Here is a 17,739-nt window from a genome sequence, read left to right on the forward strand (position 1 = left end):
CATGTCAGTTCGAGCGCGGCACCATCGCCAACTGTCTGCTCTGCACCACGACGGCACCGGTCGAATCCAGCACCACGTGGTCCTCCTCGAACCAGGTGCTGCCGATGACGGTGCTGGTCGCCGCCACGCGCAGCCACCCCGGTGCCGGACGGCGTCGCAGGTAGGTCGTCAACTGCACGGTCGGAGCCCAACCGAACATTCCGCGGTTCATGGTCACCGGAGCCGAGATGTCTCCGGTCATCAGTGCGAACAGCACTGCGGTGTCGATGTCGGCCTCGTCGCCCGCGAAGGGACGCACCCACAATCGAATCTCGGCCTCGCCCTGCTGACCGGTCAGGAACGACGCCGACGACGCGTCGATACGCATCTCGCAGCCCTTGGCGACGTGCACGATGGACGCCATCGGATGATCGCCTGCCACCGCGAGGGTCTCCGCAGGCGGCTCGGCGGCCATCGACGCCAGCGACGTCGGCGTCTGAAGATGGGGTTCGTCGGAATCGGGACGACCGAGGGTCACCACCGCCCGCACTGCAACGCGTCCGGCCTGGGTGAGTTCGACGTCGACGTGCGAGACCTGGCGACCGCGCTTGCGCACCACCGTCGACAGCGCGACCTCACCGGGATCGGGCGCGGCCAGGTAGCTGACGCTCACCGCGAGCGGCTGGATCTCGGCCTGATCCGGGTCGGTCGCGACGATGTGCTGACGCGCTGCTGCCGCGCAGACGGCGAGCATCGCGCCGCCGTGCACCTTCGGACCGATGGTCCAGGTGGAGTCGATCGCGCCCGCGAACGACGCGGTGTCGGCGGCGACCTCGAGCGCGGTCAGGGTGGTGGCGGCTTTGAAGGGGCTGGCTGAACTCATTGACGACAACTTACCGGCGGCCTCAGGACAGGTGTGCGCGGGCGAACTGCAGTGCTTGCCCGAGCATCGAGGAACGCTCCGGGACCGTCCGCGCATTCTGCGTGTTGATCTCGATCACCGCCTGCCCCTCGAAACCGCGGCGCACCAGTTCGGTGCACACCTCCACGCACGGCTGGCTACCGTGGCCGGGGATCAGATGCTCGTCGACCGATGCGCCCCGGCCGTCGGCCAGATGCAGGTGCGCGATGCCCTCGCCCATCCGGTCGAGCATCTCGAGCGCGTCCGAGCCTGCGGTGGCCGTGTGCGAGAGGTCGAGCGTGTAGTGACCATGGCCGACATCCGTCGGGTCGTACGACGGCGAGAACGCCGACAGGGCTGCGCCCGGACCACCGCGTCGTTCGAGTCGCTGTGCGGATTTCTCCTTGCGCCCGAAGAAGCGGTCGGCGCGCATCGGGAACATGTTCTCGACCGCGACCACCACGTGCGAGTTCGATTCGAGTTCGGCGACCTGATCGGCGAACCCGTCGCTGTACTTGCGCTGCCACCGGAACGGCGGGTGCACCACGACCGTCGCCGAGCCCAGCTTCTCGGCCGCCTCGACCGAACGGGTGAGTTTCGCGACCGGATCCGATCCCCACACTCGCTGCGAGATCAGCAGACACGGCGCATGAATGGCCTGCACCGGCATCGAGTACTCCCGCGAGAGCGCGGCCACCGCGTCGACGTCCTGACTGACCGACTCGGCCCACACCATCAGTTCGACGCCGTCGTAGCCGAGCTCCGCCGCGTAGCGGAACGCCGCCTCGGTGTTCTGCGGGTAGACCGAGGCCGTGGACAGTCCCACCTGAATTCGCTTCGCACCCATCGCTGTGCCGGCTCAGCCGGTACTGAGCTGGAAGGCGAGCGGACCGAGGGTGACGAAGACACCGACGGCAATCGCGATGACGATCGATATCAGATCGTCGGTGCGCCGCAGAATTCTCACCACCGCGACGAGCCCGACGATCACCAGCACCGACAGCACCAGCGCGACCCACGGCAACACGTCCCACAGTTGCTCGAAGCCCTTGAACAGCAGCGCGCCGACGGCGATCGACACCACGGCCTGACCGATCAGCACCAGCCACTGCCGGACGGCACCGCCCTTGCCCTTCACGGCCGCTGCCCGGCGATCGGTGCGCGAGTCCGCAGTCGCGCTGTCGGCCTCCGCGTCCGGTGCGTCGTCCGTTGCAGGGTCGGCCTCGACGTCGGTCGAGGTCTTCGGCTCGTCGTCGATCTCCGGCTTCACGAGATCGACGACCTCGGTGGCGGCGGACGTCTCGGTCTCCGCCTGCTCGTCGGCCGACTCGGCTGTCGGGTCGTCGGCGCGCGCAATACGCGGGGACACCGCGGTCTTGGCCAGGTCGTCGACGTCGATGATCGCTGCTCGCGGAGCGACGTCGGTGTTCGGCTCGGCCACCTCGACCTGCCGCGATGCTCGGAATCCCACCGGCTTTCGGGTCCGACCCTGCTCGGCCGCGGTGGACCCGTACGGAAGCCGATCCGACGTCGCCGTCGTGGGCGCAGCCGGGCGATTGGCGCGTTCGGTGTCGTCGTGCGAGCGGTTGAGCAGGTCACCGGCCACCGTGGTGGAGCCGGACAGCAGTTCCGGCTCGGGCTGCTGCTTGTCGCGCTTGCCTGCCGGTTGAAACGGGGTGGGGCGAGTGGTCTGCGGCCGGGCCGGTTGCGGCCGGGACGAGACGGCGGCGGGTGCGTCGTCCTCGGCCGCATCGCTGCTGTGCGGCGCTGCCGGGGCCACGTCGGGTGTCTCGGGCTCGGACGCATCGGGATCCGCGGTCTCGACCACCGGGGCGCTGCGGTTGCCCGGCTCGTCGCGGACGACGGGGATCTCACCGGTCAGCTCGGCGACGGAGATGCCGCCCTTGACGCCGCGGCGACGGCGACCACCTGCGCTCAGGTTCGTCTTCTGACCGTTTCGGGCCAGTAGCTCGGCAACCGAGATCTGTCCGGTGTCCTCCGGGTTGGTGTCGCTCATCTCGAACGCCCCACCAGATCGCCGTCGACTTCGGGGTCCAGCTTCCTCAACATCAAACCTTCCTTCAGCGCCCACGGGCATATCTCGAGTGACTCCGCTGTCGATGCCCGCATGCTCGCCTCCGCTACCAGAGCCCCGGCCACCAGTTGTGGCGACCTGTCGGCGCTGACACCTTCCAATTCTGCACGGTCGGCCGCCATGATCCGCGATACGAACGCTACGAGTTGCCTCGAGCCGCGTCTGCAACGACGTCTAGCACCCCTATTCGCACATGCCCACGGTACTGGGTCTACCGTCGTCCTTTGTGACAGCAGGTCGTGAGCAGCAGTCGTTCGCTGCAGAGGTCGAGATGGATTTCCCGCGAGAATGGGTCGAGTTCCCGGACCCCGACAATTCGGAGCACCTCATCGCTGCGGATCTGACGTGGTTGTTGTCCAACTGGACCTGCGTGTTCGGAACTCCGGCGTGTCAGGGAACCGTCGAGGGCCGCCCCGACGACGGTTGCTGCTCCCACGGCGCGTTCCTGTCCGACGAGGACGACAAACGCAAGCTCGACGAGTCGGTGAAGTTGCTCACTCCGCAGGACTGGCAGCTGATGGACAAGGGTCTGGGCAAGAAGGGGTACGTCGAATACGACGATCTCGACGACGAGCAGTCACTGCGTACGCGGCGCTACAAGGGTGCCTGCATCTTCCAGAACCGTCCCGGGTTCGAGGGCGGAATCGGGTGTGCACTGCATTCGATGGCGCTGCGCAAGGGCATCGAACCGCTCGAGGTCAAGCCCGACGTGTGCTGGCAGCTGCCGATCAGGCGCACCCAGGACTGGGTGACGCGGCCGGACGGCTCGGAAATTCTCAAGACCACGATCGGCGAGTACGACCGACGCGGTTGGGGCGAGGGCGGTCTCGATCTGGACTGGTACTGCTCGGGCTCGCCCGATGCGCACGTCGGATCGAAGCAGGTGTTCGAGTCCTACAAGCCGGAATTGACCGAGTTGCTCGGTAAGGCCGCCTACGAGGAATTGGCGTCCCTGTGCAAGCGTCGCCGCGGTCTGGGTCTGATCGCGGTGCATCCCGCCACTCGTGAGGCGCAGCGTCGGTAGTGCCTGCGGCAGTGGTGTGAATACGTGCCTTGGAGGGCACTTATCCGCACCACTGCGCGCAGCGCACCTACCCCTCGAGTTTGTAACCCAGTCCGCGCACGGTCACCAGGTGCTCCGGCTTGGCCGGGTCGGCCTCGATCTTCGAGCGCAGTCGCTTGACGTGTACGTCGAGTGTCTTCGTATCGCCCACGTAGTCGGCTCCCCACACGCGGTCGATCAACTGTCCGCGGGTCAGCACTCGGCCGGAGTTGCGCAGCAGGTATTCGAGCAGGTCGAATTCCTTGAGCGGCAACGTGATCTGCTCGGATCCGACCATCACCACGTGGCGTTCGACGTCCATGCGCACCGGGCCGGCTTCGAGCACTCCGGTGTCGAGTCCGCCGTCGACCTCGGCGTCGGAACCCCGGCGTAGAACCGCGCGGATGCGGGCGATGAGTTCACGTGCCGAGTACGGCTTGGTGACGTAGTCGTCGGCACCGAGTTCGAGTCCGACGACCTTGTCGATCTCACTGTCACGGGCGGTCACCATGATGACGGGAACGCCTGAGCGCGAACGCAATTGCTTGCACACGTCGGTTCCGCTCATGCCGGGGAGCATGAGGTCGAGCAGCACGATGTCCGCGCCTGCGCGGTCGAATTCCGCGAGTGCCGACGGTCCGTCGCCGACGACCGTGGCCTCGAAACCTTCCTTGCGGAGCAGGAAGGCCAGTGGATCGGCCAACGACTCTTCGTCTTCCACGATCAGAACGTTGGTCACTGATTCTCTCTTTCTGTAACCGAAGCGTCGTCTTCTTCTTCGAAGTACGCAGGGATCTGGAGGGTGAAGGTGGATCCGGTGCCCAGCTTGCTCCACAGCGAAATGCTGCCGTTGTGGTTGGCTGCGACGTGTTTGGCGATGGCCAGGCCGAGGCCTGTGCCACCGGTTGCCCGCGACCGAGCTTTGTCGACGCGGAAGAATCTTTCGAAGACGCGTTCCTGGTCTCCCTTGGCGATGCCGATGCCGCGATCGGTGACGGCGAACGCGACATTGTCTCCGCGCAGGGCTCGGCTCACCGACACCGGCGCACCGTCCGAGGAGTAGGCGATGGCGTTCTGGATGAGGTTGGCCAGGGCCGTCACCAGCAGCGCTTGATCGCCGAGAACTTCGAGACCGCTCGGGTGGTCGGTGGTGACGGAGATCCCGGCGTTCTCGGCGGCGAGCTTGGATCGATCCATCGCCTCGTTGACGACGGTGTCGACGTCGACGACCTCGAGGTCGGGGAGCTTCTCGGCACCTTGCAGTCGCGAGAGGGCGATCAGTTCGGTCACCATGTTGCCGAGTCGTTTGGATTCGGCGACGACCTTGCCGCCGAAATGTCGGACGGAGTCCGGGTCGTCGGCCGATTCGAGCAGCGCTTCGGCCAGCAGGCTCATCGCGCCGACGGGTGTCTTGAGTTCGTGGCTGACGTTGGCCACGAAGTCCCGACGCGTCGCCTCCATCCGGACCTGCTCGGAATCGTCGTCGGCGAACAGCACGACGAACCGCTTGTCTTCCTTGCTCAGCAGCCGCGCAACGCAGCGGACGGCGATCTTGTCCCGGCCGGTTCTCGGGTTCTTCGAGCTGAGGTCGACTTCGACGGGGTTGCCGTCGGCGAGGACCTTGAGCGCGGCATCCCAGGCGCGGTCGTCGATCAGACGGTTACGCACCAGTCCGAGCTCCTCGGCTCGCGGATTCGACAGGACGACGTCGTGAAATTGATCGACGACGGCGATGCCGCTCTCGGATGCGAGGACGATCAGGTCCAGTACCTGCGACATCGTCAGCCCGGAGGTGGCTCGACGACGCTCCGAGTGTCGAGTGTTGAGGTACGGGATCAGAACACCGCCGACGAGGTATCCCACGAAGGCCGTGGCGATTGCCAGTAGTACGGCCGATGCGACACTCACACCGGAATCGTACGTTCGATGGACAGCTCACATACGCAGGGTGCAGGCATTTCCCTGGTCGTCATAGTCCCCGTCGGCAGTGTTCTTCGATCGTTCACCTGCAGTTACGACAAAACGTCGGTTTGTGCGAGGAGGAGCTACTTGCCGCCCTGGTTCGCCACGGCAGCTGCACCTGCAGCCGCTGCTTCGGGATCGAGGTAGGTGCCGCCGGGGTTGGTGGGCTTCAGCTTGCCGCCCGACTCGGTGAGCTCGTACTTCAGCGGAATGCCGGTGGGGATGTTGAGTTCGGCGATGTCTGCGTCGGAGATCTCGTCGAGGTACTTCACGAGAGCGCGCAGCGAGTTGCCGTGCGCGGCGACGAGGACGTTCTTGCCGGCCTTCAGATCGGCGACGATCGTCTCCTCGAAGTACGGAATCAGGCGCTCGACGACATCCGCCAGGCATTCGGTCAGCGGAACGCTGTCCAGGTCGGCGTAGCGCGGGTCGGCGTCCTGGCTGTGCTCGCTGCCGATCTCGATGGGCGGCGGCGGGGTGTCGTAGCTACGACGCCACAGCATGAACTGCTCGTTGCCGTACTTGTCCTTGGTCTCGGCCTTGTTCAGTCCCTGCAGCGCACCGTAGTGCCGTTCGTTCAGACGCCAGTCGCGGACGACGGGAATCCAGTGCCGGTCGGCCGCGTCGAGTGCAAGGTTGGCGGTGCTGATCGCGCGACGCAGCAGCGAGGTGTACAGCAGGTCGGGCAGGATGCCCGCCTCGGCGAGGAGCTGGCCGGCGCGCTTGCCCTCGGCCTCACCCTTCTCGGTCAGTCGCACGTCCACCCAACCGGTGAACTGGTTGGACGCATTCCATTCGCTCTCGCCGTGACGAAGCAGGATCAAGGTTCCGATACTCATGTGGTCAGTTTCTCATGCTCAGGCTGTGTTGGCCCGCGTGCGACGAGGACCGCGACGACCACGATCATGACGACTGCGGTGAGGGTGATCGGGATGGGGATGACGGGGTCGAACAGCACGAGAACCGCACCGGCGGGCACCACGACGTTCACGACGCGATCCGCGTTGGCGCGAATCGCGATCAGCCAGACACCGAGCACGAACACCGCGATCGGGATCGTGACGGTGAAAGACGCGGCGACGTCGCCGAGCTTGCTGTGCTCGGTGAGGACGTCGATCTCGACCTCGATGCCGGCCGAGAACGCGCCTGCGGCCGCGAAGATGAAGTAGTGGGTGTAGCCGTAGAACAGCGAGCTGCCGAGCGAGCCGATCGCGCGGTGATGTGGGGGCCAGAAGTAGATCCACCACAGGCTCGCGGTGACGACCAGAGTGAGGATCGAGATCGAGATCAACGGTGCCAGCGCGGTCTCGTCCTGTAGCGCTTCGATGATGGCGTTGGCCGAGGCCAGCAGAGATTCGCCGAGCAGGATCAACGTGAACAAGCCGTAGCGCTCCGTGATGTGATGCGGATGCCAAGGTGTTGCGCCTTTGCGCTCGGCGACCCAGGGAACCGATAGTTCGACAGCGACGAGTACGACGAACCCGATCAGCGCCGGGACTCCGTCGAACACGAGCAGCCACAGCACCCACAGCACTTGCACCCCGGCGATTCCCGTCGCGTAGGTCAGTGCGGTCGTCCGGTACTCGGGGTTTTTCGCGGCGCGAAGCCATTGCGTCACCATCGCCACCCGCATCAGGACGTATCCGAGCACCGCGATCGTGAAGTTCTGTTCGGTGAATGCCGGTTCGATTCCGGCAGCAAGCACCAGGACTCCCGCCATCTGTACGACGGTCAGGACCCGATACAGCCAGTCGTCGACGTCGAACGAGGTAGCGAACCAGGTGAAGTTCATCCACGCCCACCAGATGGCAAAGAACACGAGGGCGTAGCTGAGGAGGCCGTCGGCCACGTGGTTCTCGGTCAGCGCGTGGTGAAGCTGAACGGCGGCGTTCGCCACGGCGACAACGAACACCAGGTCGAAGAACAACTCGAGCGGACTCGCCGAGCGATGCGGTTCCTCAGGATCGCGCGGTCGCATCGGCACCAGACGGGCAACGGAGAGATTCACGATCGCAGACTAAGTCATCCGATTCGCCGGTGTTGTATCGATTGTGTTGCGGGTTGCACATTTCCGACATTTCGGACTTTGTTCGACGCTTCGCCGCGGGGAATGTCGGGACCTCACACCCCTTTTGCCGACCGAGCGCGCGCATTCACGTCGAATCCGGGGTGTGAGGTGTGCAGAAAGGGTGTGAGGTTGCGGGCTCACTCCCCCAGACCCGCCCCGATACCGCCGATCCGAGCTCGCACACTCTGATCGACCTCTTCGGTCTCGACGAAGTAGCGCCGAAACACGGACCGCATCAATTGAATGACCTCGATGTGTTGCCTGATCGCGACAGCCGCCGACCGTTCTTCCCCATCGGCGAGTCGCTTGAACTTGCGACCCAGCTGTTGAGCTGAAGGAAGCGTGCCGAATGCCTCGAGATCGACGAGAAACTCCGTCTTTTGCACCATGCCCTCCAGGTGGGCAATGTACGTGGCGCATGCGGCGTCACACTGCGCCGCAACATCTTCCGGTATCTCCAGAATTCCGGCTTCGGCCTGATCCGACAGGTGCCGCCAGTACTGCATCGAGTCGAACAGATCCCCAAGGTTTTGTCCCATAGTCATAGCCTTCAGTTCAGTTCGAAACAGGTGGCAGCGATGCGCGCGTGGTGCGCGCAATGTTCTCGATTTCCACACACGGATCTCGTTCTGGCTCGCTCGCCGCACGAGTGTCGAGGACGAAGTACACCAATCCCTTCTCGACTTCGAACGCGACGCCACAACTTCGCCCGGCCGGACGGTCCGCGCGCAGAAACTCATAGCCGCCCAGTTCGTCGACCTTGGAGAACTGGCCGAAGCGGTCGTTGCTTCGCAGATCGTCCAATGAGTGGAAGCCCGAGAACACTCCCAGGAAGTACCACGACCCGGGATCAGGGTCCGTCCAGATGCACGTTTTCCAGTCGGTGGACAACGGCGCGTCTCCGAACAGGTTCGTGCTCTTGCTGTCCACATCCAATCCCGCTGCCTCGACGGCACTGTCCGGGATGGTGCAGGGATCCCATGGCTCGTCTGCCACCGGCGTCGCAACCACCGAAGTCGTGGTCGGCTCTGCAATCGGCGCACCCTCTGTCGCTCCGCCGCATCCAGCGACCGACACCATCACGCCGACCAGACCCGCCGCCCACCACCGCGTCACGCTCACACCGCTCCCCTTCGTCGAACCCACCCACCGGCTTGGACGCAGCGAACGCCGACCCGGTTCCACGCAACCTCACACCCCCACTACCGATCGCGCGCCCGTACTCGCCTCGGATCAGGGTCGCGCGGTCCGGAAAAAGGGTGCGAGGTTCCACCGAATACGTTGGCCCACAAACACACAGCACCCCGCCCCACACAGTGTGGGACGGGGTGTTGTTGCGGAACGCCAGTCTTACTTTCCGGCCTCCGCGGCGCGCAGGTCCTTGCGCAGAATCTTGCCGGCCGCAGACTTCGGGACGATGTCGATGAACTCGACACGTCGTACCTTCTTGTGCGGCGACACTCGCTCGGCGACGAATGCGATGATGCCTTCCTCGTCGATGGTGGCGCCCTGCTGGCGGACGACGAATGCCTTGGGGATTTCCTCGCCCTCGTCGTCGAGCACACCGATGACGGCGGCGTCGGCGATCTCCTCGTGCGTGAGCAGCAATGCCTCTAGCTCGGCCGGGGGCACCTGGTAGCCCTTGTACTTGATCAGTTCCTTGAGGCGGTCGACGATGTACACGACACCCTCGGGGTCGACGACGGCGATGTCGCCGGTGTGCAGGTAACCGTCGGAGTCGAGGGTTTCTGCGGTGGCGGTGGGGTTGTTGAGGTACCCGACCATCACGTTCGGTCCCTTGACCCACAGTTCACCGGGCTTGCTCAATCCCTCTGTGGGCAGCTCGATCTCCTCGAGCGTGCCCGGGTCGACGAGCTTGTTCTCGGTGTTCGCCAGCGGCTGACCCACCGAGCTGAGCGGCATGTCGTCGCGGTCGAACGGGATGGCGTGGCTGACGGGGCTGAGCTCGCTCATGCCGTAGCCCTGACGCACCCGCGTGTTCAGACGCTTCGCGACGGCCTTGCCCAGTTCCTCGTCCAGCGGTGCCGCGCCCGAGAAGACGGTGTGCACGCTGGAGAGGTCGTACTGATCGATCAGCGGGTGCTTGGCGAGCGCGACGGCCACCGGCGGTGCGATGAACAGGTACGTCAGCTTCTGATCCTGAATGATCCGCAGGAATTCGACGAGGTCGAACTTCGGCATGGTCACCAAATGCGCGCGCAGCTTCAGCGCGATGTTGAGCAGCACCGTCAGGCCGTAGATGTGGAAGAACGGCAGCAGCGCCAGGATCGCGTCGTCGCTGTCGATTCCGACGCGCGGTTCCATCTGCGCCACGTTCGCGACGAGGTTGCGGTGGGTGAGGATGACGCCCTTCGGCACACCCGTGGTACCGGAGGAGTAAGGCAGCACTGCGACGTGTGTGGCCGGATCGAACGAGACCTCGGGGGCAGTTGCGCCCTGGGTGAGCAGGTCGCGCAGGTTGGGGTGGCCCTCTGCGCCGTCGAGCACGATGACGTGATCGGCGTCGAGGCCGACCTTCTCCGCGGCGGCCTTGGCCTGCGGGTACAGCGGGGAGACGGTGAACAGGAACTTCGCGCCCGAGCCGGTGAGCTGCTTGGCGATGTCCTCTGCCGTGTACAGCGCGTTGATGGTCGTTGCGGTTCCGCCTGCGCGCAGGATGCCGTGCAGCACCGACGCGAACGCGGGCACGTTCGGCGAGTGGAGTCCGACGACGTCGCCGACCTCGAGTCCGCGTGCGGCCAGAGCGCCTGCGATGGCGTCGATCTGACCGATCAGAGACTTGTAGGTGGTGACCGCACCCGACGTTCCGTCGATCAGTGCAGGCTTGTCGAGGTCGGACTCGGCGATCGATCCGAACAGGAAGTCGTAGACGCTGAGTTCGGGAATCTCGACATCGGGAAAGGGACTGCGGAAGCTCATGGCTCTCCTTCGAAAAACTGCGGCAACAATGAACGAACCCTACAGTGAAAGCGGTCACAACGGACAGCGACCCTACCGCCGAGTCAGGTAGTGCGGACGCTAACTTCGGGACGCATACGGTTTGCCGGCTGCGGCGGGCCCTCGGACGTGGCCCACCAGGCCCGCGACGGCGAAAATGGTCACCACGTACGGCAGCATCAGCATGAACTCGCTGGGTACCGGCGAGCCGATGATGCCCAGTACGTTCTGCAGATTCGACGCGAACCCGAAGAGCAGTGCGGCCAGCGTCGCACGTACCGGATCCCAGCGGCCGAAGATCACGGCGGCGAGAGCGATGTAGCCGGCACCCGCCGTCATCTCCTTGCCGAACGCTCCGACGGAGCCGAGCGTGAAGTACGCGCCACCGAGTCCGGCGATGGCACCGGCGAGGCAGACGTTCCAGAATCGGGTGCGGGCTACATTGATTCCCACGGTGTCGGCAGCTTGCGGATGCTCACCCACGGCACGCAGTCGCAGACCCCATTTGGTGTGGAACAGCCCGAAGAACACGAGCGCGACGGCGATGTACATCAGGTACACGATCAGTGTCTGACGGAACAGCACCGGGCCGAGAATCGGAATCTGCGAGAGCACCGGAATGTCGATTCGCCCGAAACGCGGTGGTGAGTTGAGTGTCTCGGTGTTCTTGGTAAGCACCACCGAGTACAGGAAGCTGGTCAGTCCGACTACCAGCACGTTGAGCACCACACCCACGATGACCTGGTTGACGAAGTAGCGGATCGAGAACACAGCCAACAGGGACGCGGTCAACGCGCCGGCAACCAGCGCAGCGAGCAGCGCGACGTACGTGGAGCCGGTGATCGACGCGACGACGGCGCTGACGAAAGCACCTGCGAGCAGCTGACCTTCGATGGCGATGTTGATGACGCCGACGCGTTCGGAGATCACACCGCCCATGGCGCCGAAGATCAGTGGGGTGCTCAGAGCGACTGCGCCGATGAGCAATCCGGGAACGGGGATGGTCTCACCGTCCGCGGCCCAGGCCAGGAATCCGAAGACGAACAGCACGGCGAACACCGCGAGCAGCCACAATGGCGTCGAGCGGTGCTGCGCGGCCAGGAACGTCGCGTAGGCGGTGATGACGGCCAGCAGCACCACCACGACGAGACCGGTGCCGAACGACGGCACGCCCACGGCCGGCAACGCGAAGAAGTCGTCCTCCGAGGCCAACGCGAATGTGCTTGTCCCCGAGCCCTTCTTGACGACGAACAGCACCAGCGCGAGCAGTGTCACGACCCCGAGGATCGACGGCACCTTCCAGCTGCGCCCCAGTACCGCCCCGGCGGGGGCACCGACGGACTCGGTAGAGGTGGTCACAGTGCACCCACCTTCGCCGTCTCGGCTTTCGCGAGTTTCTCCTCACCGGGTTTGGGCAATCGGAACACCGCTCGGACCAGTGGCGGCGCGGCGATGAACAACACGATCACCGACTGCACGACGAGCACGATGTCGATGGGTACGCCCTCGGCTGCCTGCATGGCGAACCCGCCGGCCTTGAACGCGCCGAACAGGATTCCCGCGAAGAACACTCCCCAGGGTTTCGATCGGCCGAGCAGTGCGACGGTGATGGCGTCGAATCCGATTCCGGCGTCGATGTCTGCGCTGAAACCGGTGGTGACGGTGCCGAGCACCTGCGCCACTCCGGCCAAGCCGACCAGTGCGCCCGACAGGATCATCGCGTACAGGTAGATCCGGTTGACGTTCATGCCTGCGACGCGGGACGCGTGCGGGTTCTCGCCGACGGCGCGGAAGCGGAAGCCGAGACTCGATCGCTCGAGCAGCCACCACACCGCGATCGTCACAATGATCACCAGCACGAATCCGAGGTGCAGGCTGTAGCGGTCGCCGAAGAGCTTGGGGAACACCGCAGTCGACGCGATGGGCGCGGTCTTGGGATTGTTCGATCCCGGCGCCTGCAGAGCACCGGGAGTACGCAGCAGGTACGCGACGAGGTAGAACGCGATGTAGTTGAGCATGATGGTGACGATCACTTCGTGAGCGCCGGTGCGCGCCTTGAGGAATCCGGCAATACCGCCCCACACTGCACCGCCCAGGACTCCGGCGACGACGGCCACCAGCAGGTGGATACCCGCGGGCAGGTTCACTCCGAATCCCACCCAGCCTGCGCACGCCGCGGCGATCAGCATCTGTCCGCGGCCACCGATGTTGAACATTCCGACGCGGAACGCCAGTGCCACACCGAGTCCCGCAACGATCAGCGGGGTCGCGAACGTCAGCGTCTCCATCAGCGGTCGGATGCCGTTCTCGAATCCGGGGCGCCGGAAGTTGTACACGGAGCCCTGGAACAACGAGGAGTACGCTCCCGCAACGGAATCCCAGATCGCCGTCAGCATGTCCGAGGGACGGGAGAAGAAGTACCCGGCCGATTCCTGTACGCCCGAGTTGGTGGCGGCGATGAGCACCGCACCGACGATCAGCGCGAGGAGTACCGCGAGAACCGAGATGATCGCGCTGCCGGTGAAGATCTGCCGCAACACGACATGAGACTTCGACGGCTGCTCGGCCTCACTCACTGCGCTCACCGCCCATCATCAAGCCGAGTGTTTCGCGGGATGTATCCCCGGGGACGATTCCCACGATTGCTCCTCGATACATGACGGCGATGCGGTCGGCCAGTGCGGCGACCTCATCGAGTTCGCTCGACACCACGATGACCGGGATCCCCGAGTCCCGGGTGGCGACGATGCGTTTGTGCACGAATTCGATGGATCCGACGTCGATTCCACGAGTCGGCTGCGCTGCGACGAACAGTCGCAGATCACGGCTCAGTTCTCGCGCGAGCACCACCTTCTGCTGGTTGCCACCGGAGAGGCGTCCGACGGCGGTGCCGATTCCCGGTGCGCGAACGTCGAATTCACTGAGCTTCTCCGACGCGAACGTGTCCAGATACTCACGTTGCACCGCGCCGCGCCGCACGAACGGCATGCTGTTGGAGCGATCGAGCATCAGGTTCTCGGCGATGGAGAATTCACCCACCAGTCCGTCGACGGTGCGGTCCTCGGGGACGAAGCCGACGCCTGCGTCGAGCACGTCCTGCACCGTCGACCCGACGAGCGAGTTGCCGTCGAGACTGATCTTGCCGGATACGTTGTCCTGCAAGCCGAGTAGCGCTTCGACGAACTCGGTCTGACCGTTTCCCTGCACGCCGGCGATGGCGAGGATCTCTCCCGCCGCGACTTCGAGGCTGACGTCGTCGACGGTCTTGTTGCCCTGGGCGTCGAACACCGACAGGTTCTCGATCACCAGTGCCGCGTCCCCGGGCGTGGCCGGGTCCTTCGAGACCGTCAGCTGCACATCGCGTCCCACCATCAGTGCGGCGAGCTCGGTGTTGCTGGCGGTCGGCTTCGCTTCGCCGACGACCTTGCCGAGCCGGATGACGGTGATCTTGTCGGCCACTTCGCGTACTTCGCGCAGCTTGTGGGTGATGAAGACGATCGTGGTGCCCGACGCCGCGAGTTCCCGCATGATCCGCATCAGATCGTCGGTTTCCTGCGGCGTCAGGACGGCTGTCGGCTCGTCGAACACGAGCACCTTCGCCTCACGAGAGAGTGCTTTGACGATCTCGACCCGCTGCTGCACGCCGACGGGGAGGTCGTCGACGAGAGCATCGGGATCGAGGTCGAAGCCGAACCTCGCGGATATCTCCCGCACCAGCTTCCGCGCTGCCACGAGGTCGAGTCGTCCACCGAGCGAGGTGGTTTCGTTACCGAGCACGATGTTCTCGGCAACGGTGAACACCGGAATCAACATGAAGTGCTGATGCACCATGCCGATTCCGGCAGTCATGGCCTCGCCAGGTCCGGCGAAATTCTGCTCGACGTCGTCGAGCAGAATCTGACCCTCCTCGGCGCGATACAGGCCACTGAGCACGTTCATCAACGTGGACTTGCCTGCACCGTTCTCGCCGAGGAGACAGTGGATCTCGCCGGATTCGACGCTCAGATCGATGTGGTCGTTGGCGATCAACGAGCCGAATCGTTTGGTGATTCCGCGAAGTTCGAGCTTCATGAACTAGTTGGGTGCAGACGGCGACTCGACGGTGATGGAACCGTCGATGATGCCGGCCTCGATCGTGTCCAGCTCGCCCTGCAGTGCGGGGTCGACCTCGGACTCGAAGTCGTGGAACGGTGCGATACCGACTCCGTCGTTCTCGAGCGTGCCCACGTACGGGGTGTTGTCGAACGCATCGGCACCGGAGTTGGCGACGACCTCGTCGACGCTGGTCTTGAGTCCCTTGGTCACCGAGGTGAGCAACAGGTCGCCGACCGAGGGGTCGGACTCGAAGACGTCGGCGTCGGCACCGATGAGGGCGACGGGACGCGAAGAGTCGCGAATGGCCTGTGCCGCACTCTGATAGATGGGACCGCCGACCGGGAAGATGACGTCCGCGTTCTGGTCGATCAGACCCTGGGCGGTGTTCTTCGCGACCTCGTTGGCGGTGAATCCGCCGGTGAACGAGCCGTTCTGCGAGGGCACGTCCCAGCCGATGACGCGGACTGCCTCGCCCTTCTGCTCGTTGAAGTAGTTCACGCCGTCGGCGAACCCGTCCATGAAGATGGTGACGGTCGGCAACTGGGAGCCACCGAACGTACCGACCACACCGGTGGTGCTGTAGCTCGCGGCCGCGTAGCCGGCGAGGAATGCGGACTGCGACGCGTCGTAGGTCAGCGGCTTGACGTTCGGCAGATCGATCGTGGAATCGTCGATGATCGCGAAGTCGATGTCGGAGTTGGCCTCGGCGGCCACCTTGGTGGCGTCGGCCAGATCGAATCCGACGGTGACGATGAGGTTGCAGCCCTGATCGACGAGGTTGTTGATGTTGGGGCCGTAGTCGGTGGGCGATGCGGACTCGACGGTGCGCGGCTCGACGCCGAGCTCTTCGGAGGCCTCGGTCAAGCCCTCGAACCCGAGCTGGTTGAACGACTTGTCGTCGAATCCGCCACTGTCGGAGACCATGCAGGGCAGGAAGTCACTCGATCCGCCTCCGCCCGATCCTTCGTCTTCGGGGGCAGATCCACAGCCTGCGATCAGGGCGATGGCACCGAGCGACGCGACGCCGCCGAGTGCTGCCTTCCGCGTGCTCGTGCGGGTGACGAATGACAAGATGTCCTCCAATTTAGATGTGTTTCTTCTGGTCCGGGACGGTACTCGTGCGGGCGGGGGCGCGCAGGATTTCACTCAGGCGTCCTTGTCGGGCACAGCCTTGTCGGGCACAGCCCTGTCGGGCAAGCTTCCGCCGTCGCCGAGCACCTTCGCTTCGTCCTCACGCACCATCACTGCGGGGCCCGCTGCCACCACCGATGGGTTCGCTGGCGTACCGGGCTTGAATACGTTGAAGAATACGTTGAGCACCACTGCGACGATGCTGGCGGCACTGATTCCGGAGTGGAAGATCGTGACGAACCAGTCCGGGAATTCGTCCCAGAAGTCGCTCGCGACAACGGGTATGAGACCGAACGCCAAGGTCACCGCCACGATGACGACGTTGGTGTTGTTGTCGTAGTCCACCTTGCCGAGGGTGCGGATACCGCTGGCTGCGACGGTTCCGAACAGCGCGATTCCGGCACCGCCGAGCACCGGAAGCGGGACGACCCCGACGACGGCCGCGAGTACCGGCGAAAGGCCCAGCAGCGCAAGCACGCCGCCGCCCATCGCGACGACGAAGCGGCTCTTGATGCCGGTCATCGCGACCAACCCGACGTTCTGAGCGAAGGCCGTGGCCGGGAAGGTGTTGAAGATCGGGGCGACGGCAGAGGACACCATGTCGGCGCGCAGGCCGTCACCGACGCGCTTGGAGTCGACGTCGGTTCCGACCACTTCGCCGACGGCGAGGATGTCGGCGGTGGTCTCGACCATGATCACCAGGATCACGATGGTCATCGACACGATCGCGCCGATCGCGAATATCGGTGAGCCGAAGGCGAAGGGTGTCGGGACGGCTACCACGGACGCGTCGGCGACGCCGCCGAAGTCGGTCTTGCCGACGATCAGTGCCGCGATGGTGCCGACGACGAGTCCGAGCAGGATCGACAGCCGCGACAGTCCGGGAATCTTGGTCATCACCAGCACGGCGAGGAGGGTGAACATCGCCAGCCCGATGTTGCCGGGGTCCAGGTAGTTCGGGTTCGGCGCACCGCCAACCATCTCTTGGCCGGTGATCCAGCGTGCCGCCACCGGCATCAGCGACAGTCCGATGACGGTGATGATGCATCCGGTCACCAGCGGCGGGAAGAACCGAACGATCTTGGAGAAGAACGGGGCTATCGCCAATCCGATCAGCGCGGCCACCAGAACTGCTCCGAGCACCGTGCGCAGTCCGGTTCGCCCGTCCTCCGCGCTGCCGATGATCGTGAGAACCGTCGAGACCGAAGCGAACGAAATGCCCTGTACCAGCGGCAGTTGCGAGCCGAAGAACGGGATGCCGATCGTTTGCAGCACCGTTGCCACGCCACTGACGAACAACGCGCACGAGATCAACAGTGCCTGATCGGCCCCCGAGAGCCCGGCCGCTCCACCGACGATGATCGGAACGGCGATGACGCCGCCGAACATCGAGAGAATGTGTTGCAGACCGTATCCGAACATCTGCAGCACCGGCGGGCGAGCGTCCTCTGGCCTGGTCATCGCTTCAGGCTAGGAACCGGACGTTACCGGCAGCAACGCCGTCCCAT

Annotated in this window: 16 protein-coding genes and 1 pseudogene; 1 reads left to right on the forward strand and 16 read right to left on the reverse strand. The window is 64.8% G+C overall.

Going from position 1 to position 17,739, the window contains the following annotated elements; translation table 11 throughout:
- Nucleotides 1-4 precede the first annotated feature (4 nt).
- The 4 genes and pseudogenes from AYK61_RS24825 to AYK61_RS24840 all read right to left on the reverse strand — a co-directional run.
- On the reverse strand, nucleotides 5-862 hold the full coding sequence (locus AYK61_RS24825) for a thioesterase family protein (protein ID WP_121873470.1): 858 nt from the start codon (nucleotides 860-862) through the stop codon (nucleotides 5-7).
- A gap of 22 nt (nucleotides 863-884) precedes the next feature.
- Nucleotides 885-1,727 carry a sugar phosphate isomerase/epimerase gene (locus AYK61_RS24830; protein WP_121873471.1) on the reverse strand — a complete coding sequence of 281 codons (843 nt, stop codon included), beginning with the start codon at nucleotides 1,725-1,727 and terminating at the stop codon, nucleotides 885-887.
- 12 nt (nucleotides 1,728-1,739) lie between these two features.
- A complete protein-coding gene (locus tag AYK61_RS24835) occupies nucleotides 1,740-2,897 on the reverse strand; it encodes a hypothetical protein (RefSeq protein ID WP_121873472.1) in 1,158 nt (385 codons plus the stop codon).
- Nucleotides 2,894-3,178, reverse strand: a pseudogene (locus AYK61_RS24840) (hypothetical protein); the annotation flags it as partial. The pseudogene AYK61_RS24840 and the gene AYK61_RS24835, both read right to left, overlap by 4 nt.
- A gap of 68 nt (nucleotides 3,179-3,246) precedes the next feature.
- Between AYK61_RS24840 and AYK61_RS24845 the strand changes: the two are divergent.
- Entirely contained in the window at nucleotides 3,247-3,999 is a 753-nt protein-coding gene (locus AYK61_RS24845) for a hypothetical protein (protein WP_183130557.1), read from the forward strand.
- A 67-nt stretch (nucleotides 4,000-4,066) separates the two neighbouring features.
- On the opposite strand, the gene AYK61_RS24850 is transcribed toward AYK61_RS24845, so the two are convergent.
- The 12 genes from AYK61_RS24850 to AYK61_RS24905 form a co-directional block, all read right to left on the reverse strand.
- A complete protein-coding gene (locus tag AYK61_RS24850; protein ID WP_094680843.1) occupies nucleotides 4,067-4,756 on the reverse strand; it encodes a response regulator transcription factor in 690 nt (229 codons plus the stop codon).
- The gene (locus AYK61_RS24855) at nucleotides 4,753-5,925 is read right to left on the reverse strand and encodes a cell wall metabolism sensor histidine kinase WalK (RefSeq protein ID WP_121873474.1); all 1,173 of its coding nucleotides are present in this window, start codon (nucleotides 5,923-5,925) and stop codon (nucleotides 4,753-4,755) included. The genes AYK61_RS24850 and AYK61_RS24855 overlap by 4 nt, the downstream gene beginning before the upstream one ends.
- A gap of 137 nt (nucleotides 5,926-6,062) precedes the next feature.
- Complete coding sequence (locus AYK61_RS24860; RefSeq protein ID WP_121873475.1) at nucleotides 6,063-6,818, reverse strand: phosphoglyceromutase; 756 nt, start codon at nucleotides 6,816-6,818, stop codon at nucleotides 6,063-6,065.
- Nucleotides 6,815-7,957 (reverse strand): low temperature requirement protein A, encoded by a 1,143-nt coding sequence (locus AYK61_RS24865; RefSeq protein WP_121873628.1) that lies wholly within the window; start codon nucleotides 7,955-7,957, stop codon nucleotides 6,815-6,817. The genes AYK61_RS24860 and AYK61_RS24865 overlap by 4 nt, the downstream gene beginning before the upstream one ends.
- A 227-nt stretch (nucleotides 7,958-8,184) precedes the next feature.
- Nucleotides 8,185-8,586: a hypothetical protein gene (locus AYK61_RS24870; protein WP_121873476.1), complete on the reverse strand. Its 402-nt coding sequence runs from the start codon at nucleotides 8,584-8,586 to the stop codon at nucleotides 8,185-8,187.
- A 16-nt stretch (nucleotides 8,587-8,602) separates the two neighbouring features.
- Nucleotides 8,603-9,169 (reverse strand): DUF3558 domain-containing protein, encoded by a 567-nt coding sequence (locus tag AYK61_RS24875; RefSeq protein ID WP_121873477.1) that lies wholly within the window; start codon nucleotides 9,167-9,169, stop codon nucleotides 8,603-8,605.
- 228 nt (nucleotides 9,170-9,397) lie between these two features.
- A complete protein-coding gene (locus tag AYK61_RS24880; protein WP_121873478.1) occupies nucleotides 9,398-10,987 on the reverse strand; it encodes an AMP-binding protein in 1,590 nt (529 codons plus the stop codon).
- Between the two features lie 99 nt (nucleotides 10,988-11,086).
- A complete protein-coding gene (locus tag AYK61_RS24885) occupies nucleotides 11,087-12,364 on the reverse strand; it encodes an ABC transporter permease (protein WP_121873479.1) in 1,278 nt (425 codons plus the stop codon).
- Nucleotides 12,361-13,590: an ABC transporter permease gene (locus tag AYK61_RS24890; protein ID WP_259468271.1), complete on the reverse strand. Its 1,230-nt coding sequence runs from the start codon at nucleotides 13,588-13,590 to the stop codon at nucleotides 12,361-12,363. Before AYK61_RS24890 ends, AYK61_RS24885 begins: the two co-directional genes overlap by 4 nt.
- Entirely contained in the window at nucleotides 13,574-15,076 is a 1,503-nt protein-coding gene (locus tag AYK61_RS24895; protein WP_121873480.1) for an ABC transporter ATP-binding protein, read from the reverse strand. Before AYK61_RS24895 ends, AYK61_RS24890 begins: the two co-directional genes overlap by 17 nt.
- Before the next feature lie 3 nt (nucleotides 15,077-15,079).
- Nucleotides 15,080-16,171, reverse strand: coding sequence for a BMP family protein (locus AYK61_RS24900; protein ID WP_259468272.1), 1,092 nt, complete (start codon nucleotides 16,169-16,171; stop codon nucleotides 15,080-15,082).
- Nucleotides 16,172-16,246: 75 nt separating this feature from the next.
- Nucleotides 16,247-17,692 (reverse strand): nucleobase:cation symporter-2 family protein, encoded by a 1,446-nt coding sequence (locus AYK61_RS24905; RefSeq protein ID WP_121873482.1) that lies wholly within the window; start codon nucleotides 17,690-17,692, stop codon nucleotides 16,247-16,249.
- Nucleotides 17,693-17,739: the final 47 nt, after the last annotated feature.

Source organism: Rhodococcus sp. SBT000017 (genome assembly GCF_003688915.1).
Lineage (GTDB): Bacteria > Actinomycetota > Actinomycetes > Mycobacteriales > Mycobacteriaceae > Rhodococcoides.

Coding starts and splice junctions, on each gene's coding strand:
- AYK61_RS24835 (WP_121873472.1), bottom strand. CDS start 2,897: ATGAGCGACACCAACCCGGAGGACACCGGACAGATCTCGGTTGCCGAG.
- AYK61_RS24905 (WP_121873482.1), bottom strand. CDS start 17,692: ATGACCAGGCCAGAGGACGCTCGCCCGCCGGTGCTGCAGATGTTCGGA.
- AYK61_RS24865 (WP_121873628.1), bottom strand. CDS start 7,957: ATGCGACCGCGCGATCCTGAGGAACCGCATCGCTCGGCGAGTCCGCTC.
- AYK61_RS24845 (WP_183130557.1), top strand. CDS start 3,247: ATGGATTTCCCGCGAGAATGGGTCGAGTTCCCGGACCCCGACAATTCG.
- AYK61_RS24825 (WP_121873470.1), bottom strand. CDS start 862: ATGAGTTCAGCCAGCCCCTTCAAAGCCGCCACCACCCTGACCGCGCTC.
- AYK61_RS24830 (WP_121873471.1), bottom strand. CDS start 1,727: ATGGGTGCGAAGCGAATTCAGGTGGGACTGTCCACGGCCTCGGTCTAC.
- AYK61_RS24895 (WP_121873480.1), bottom strand. CDS start 15,076: ATGAAGCTCGAACTTCGCGGAATCACCAAACGATTCGGCTCGTTGATC.
- AYK61_RS24860 (WP_121873475.1), bottom strand. CDS start 6,818: ATGAGTATCGGAACCTTGATCCTGCTTCGTCACGGCGAGAGCGAATGG.
- AYK61_RS24870 (WP_121873476.1), bottom strand. CDS start 8,586: ATGGGACAAAACCTTGGGGATCTGTTCGACTCGATGCAGTACTGGCGG.
- AYK61_RS24880 (WP_121873478.1), bottom strand. CDS start 10,987: ATGAGCTTCCGCAGTCCCTTTCCCGATGTCGAGATTCCCGAACTCAGC.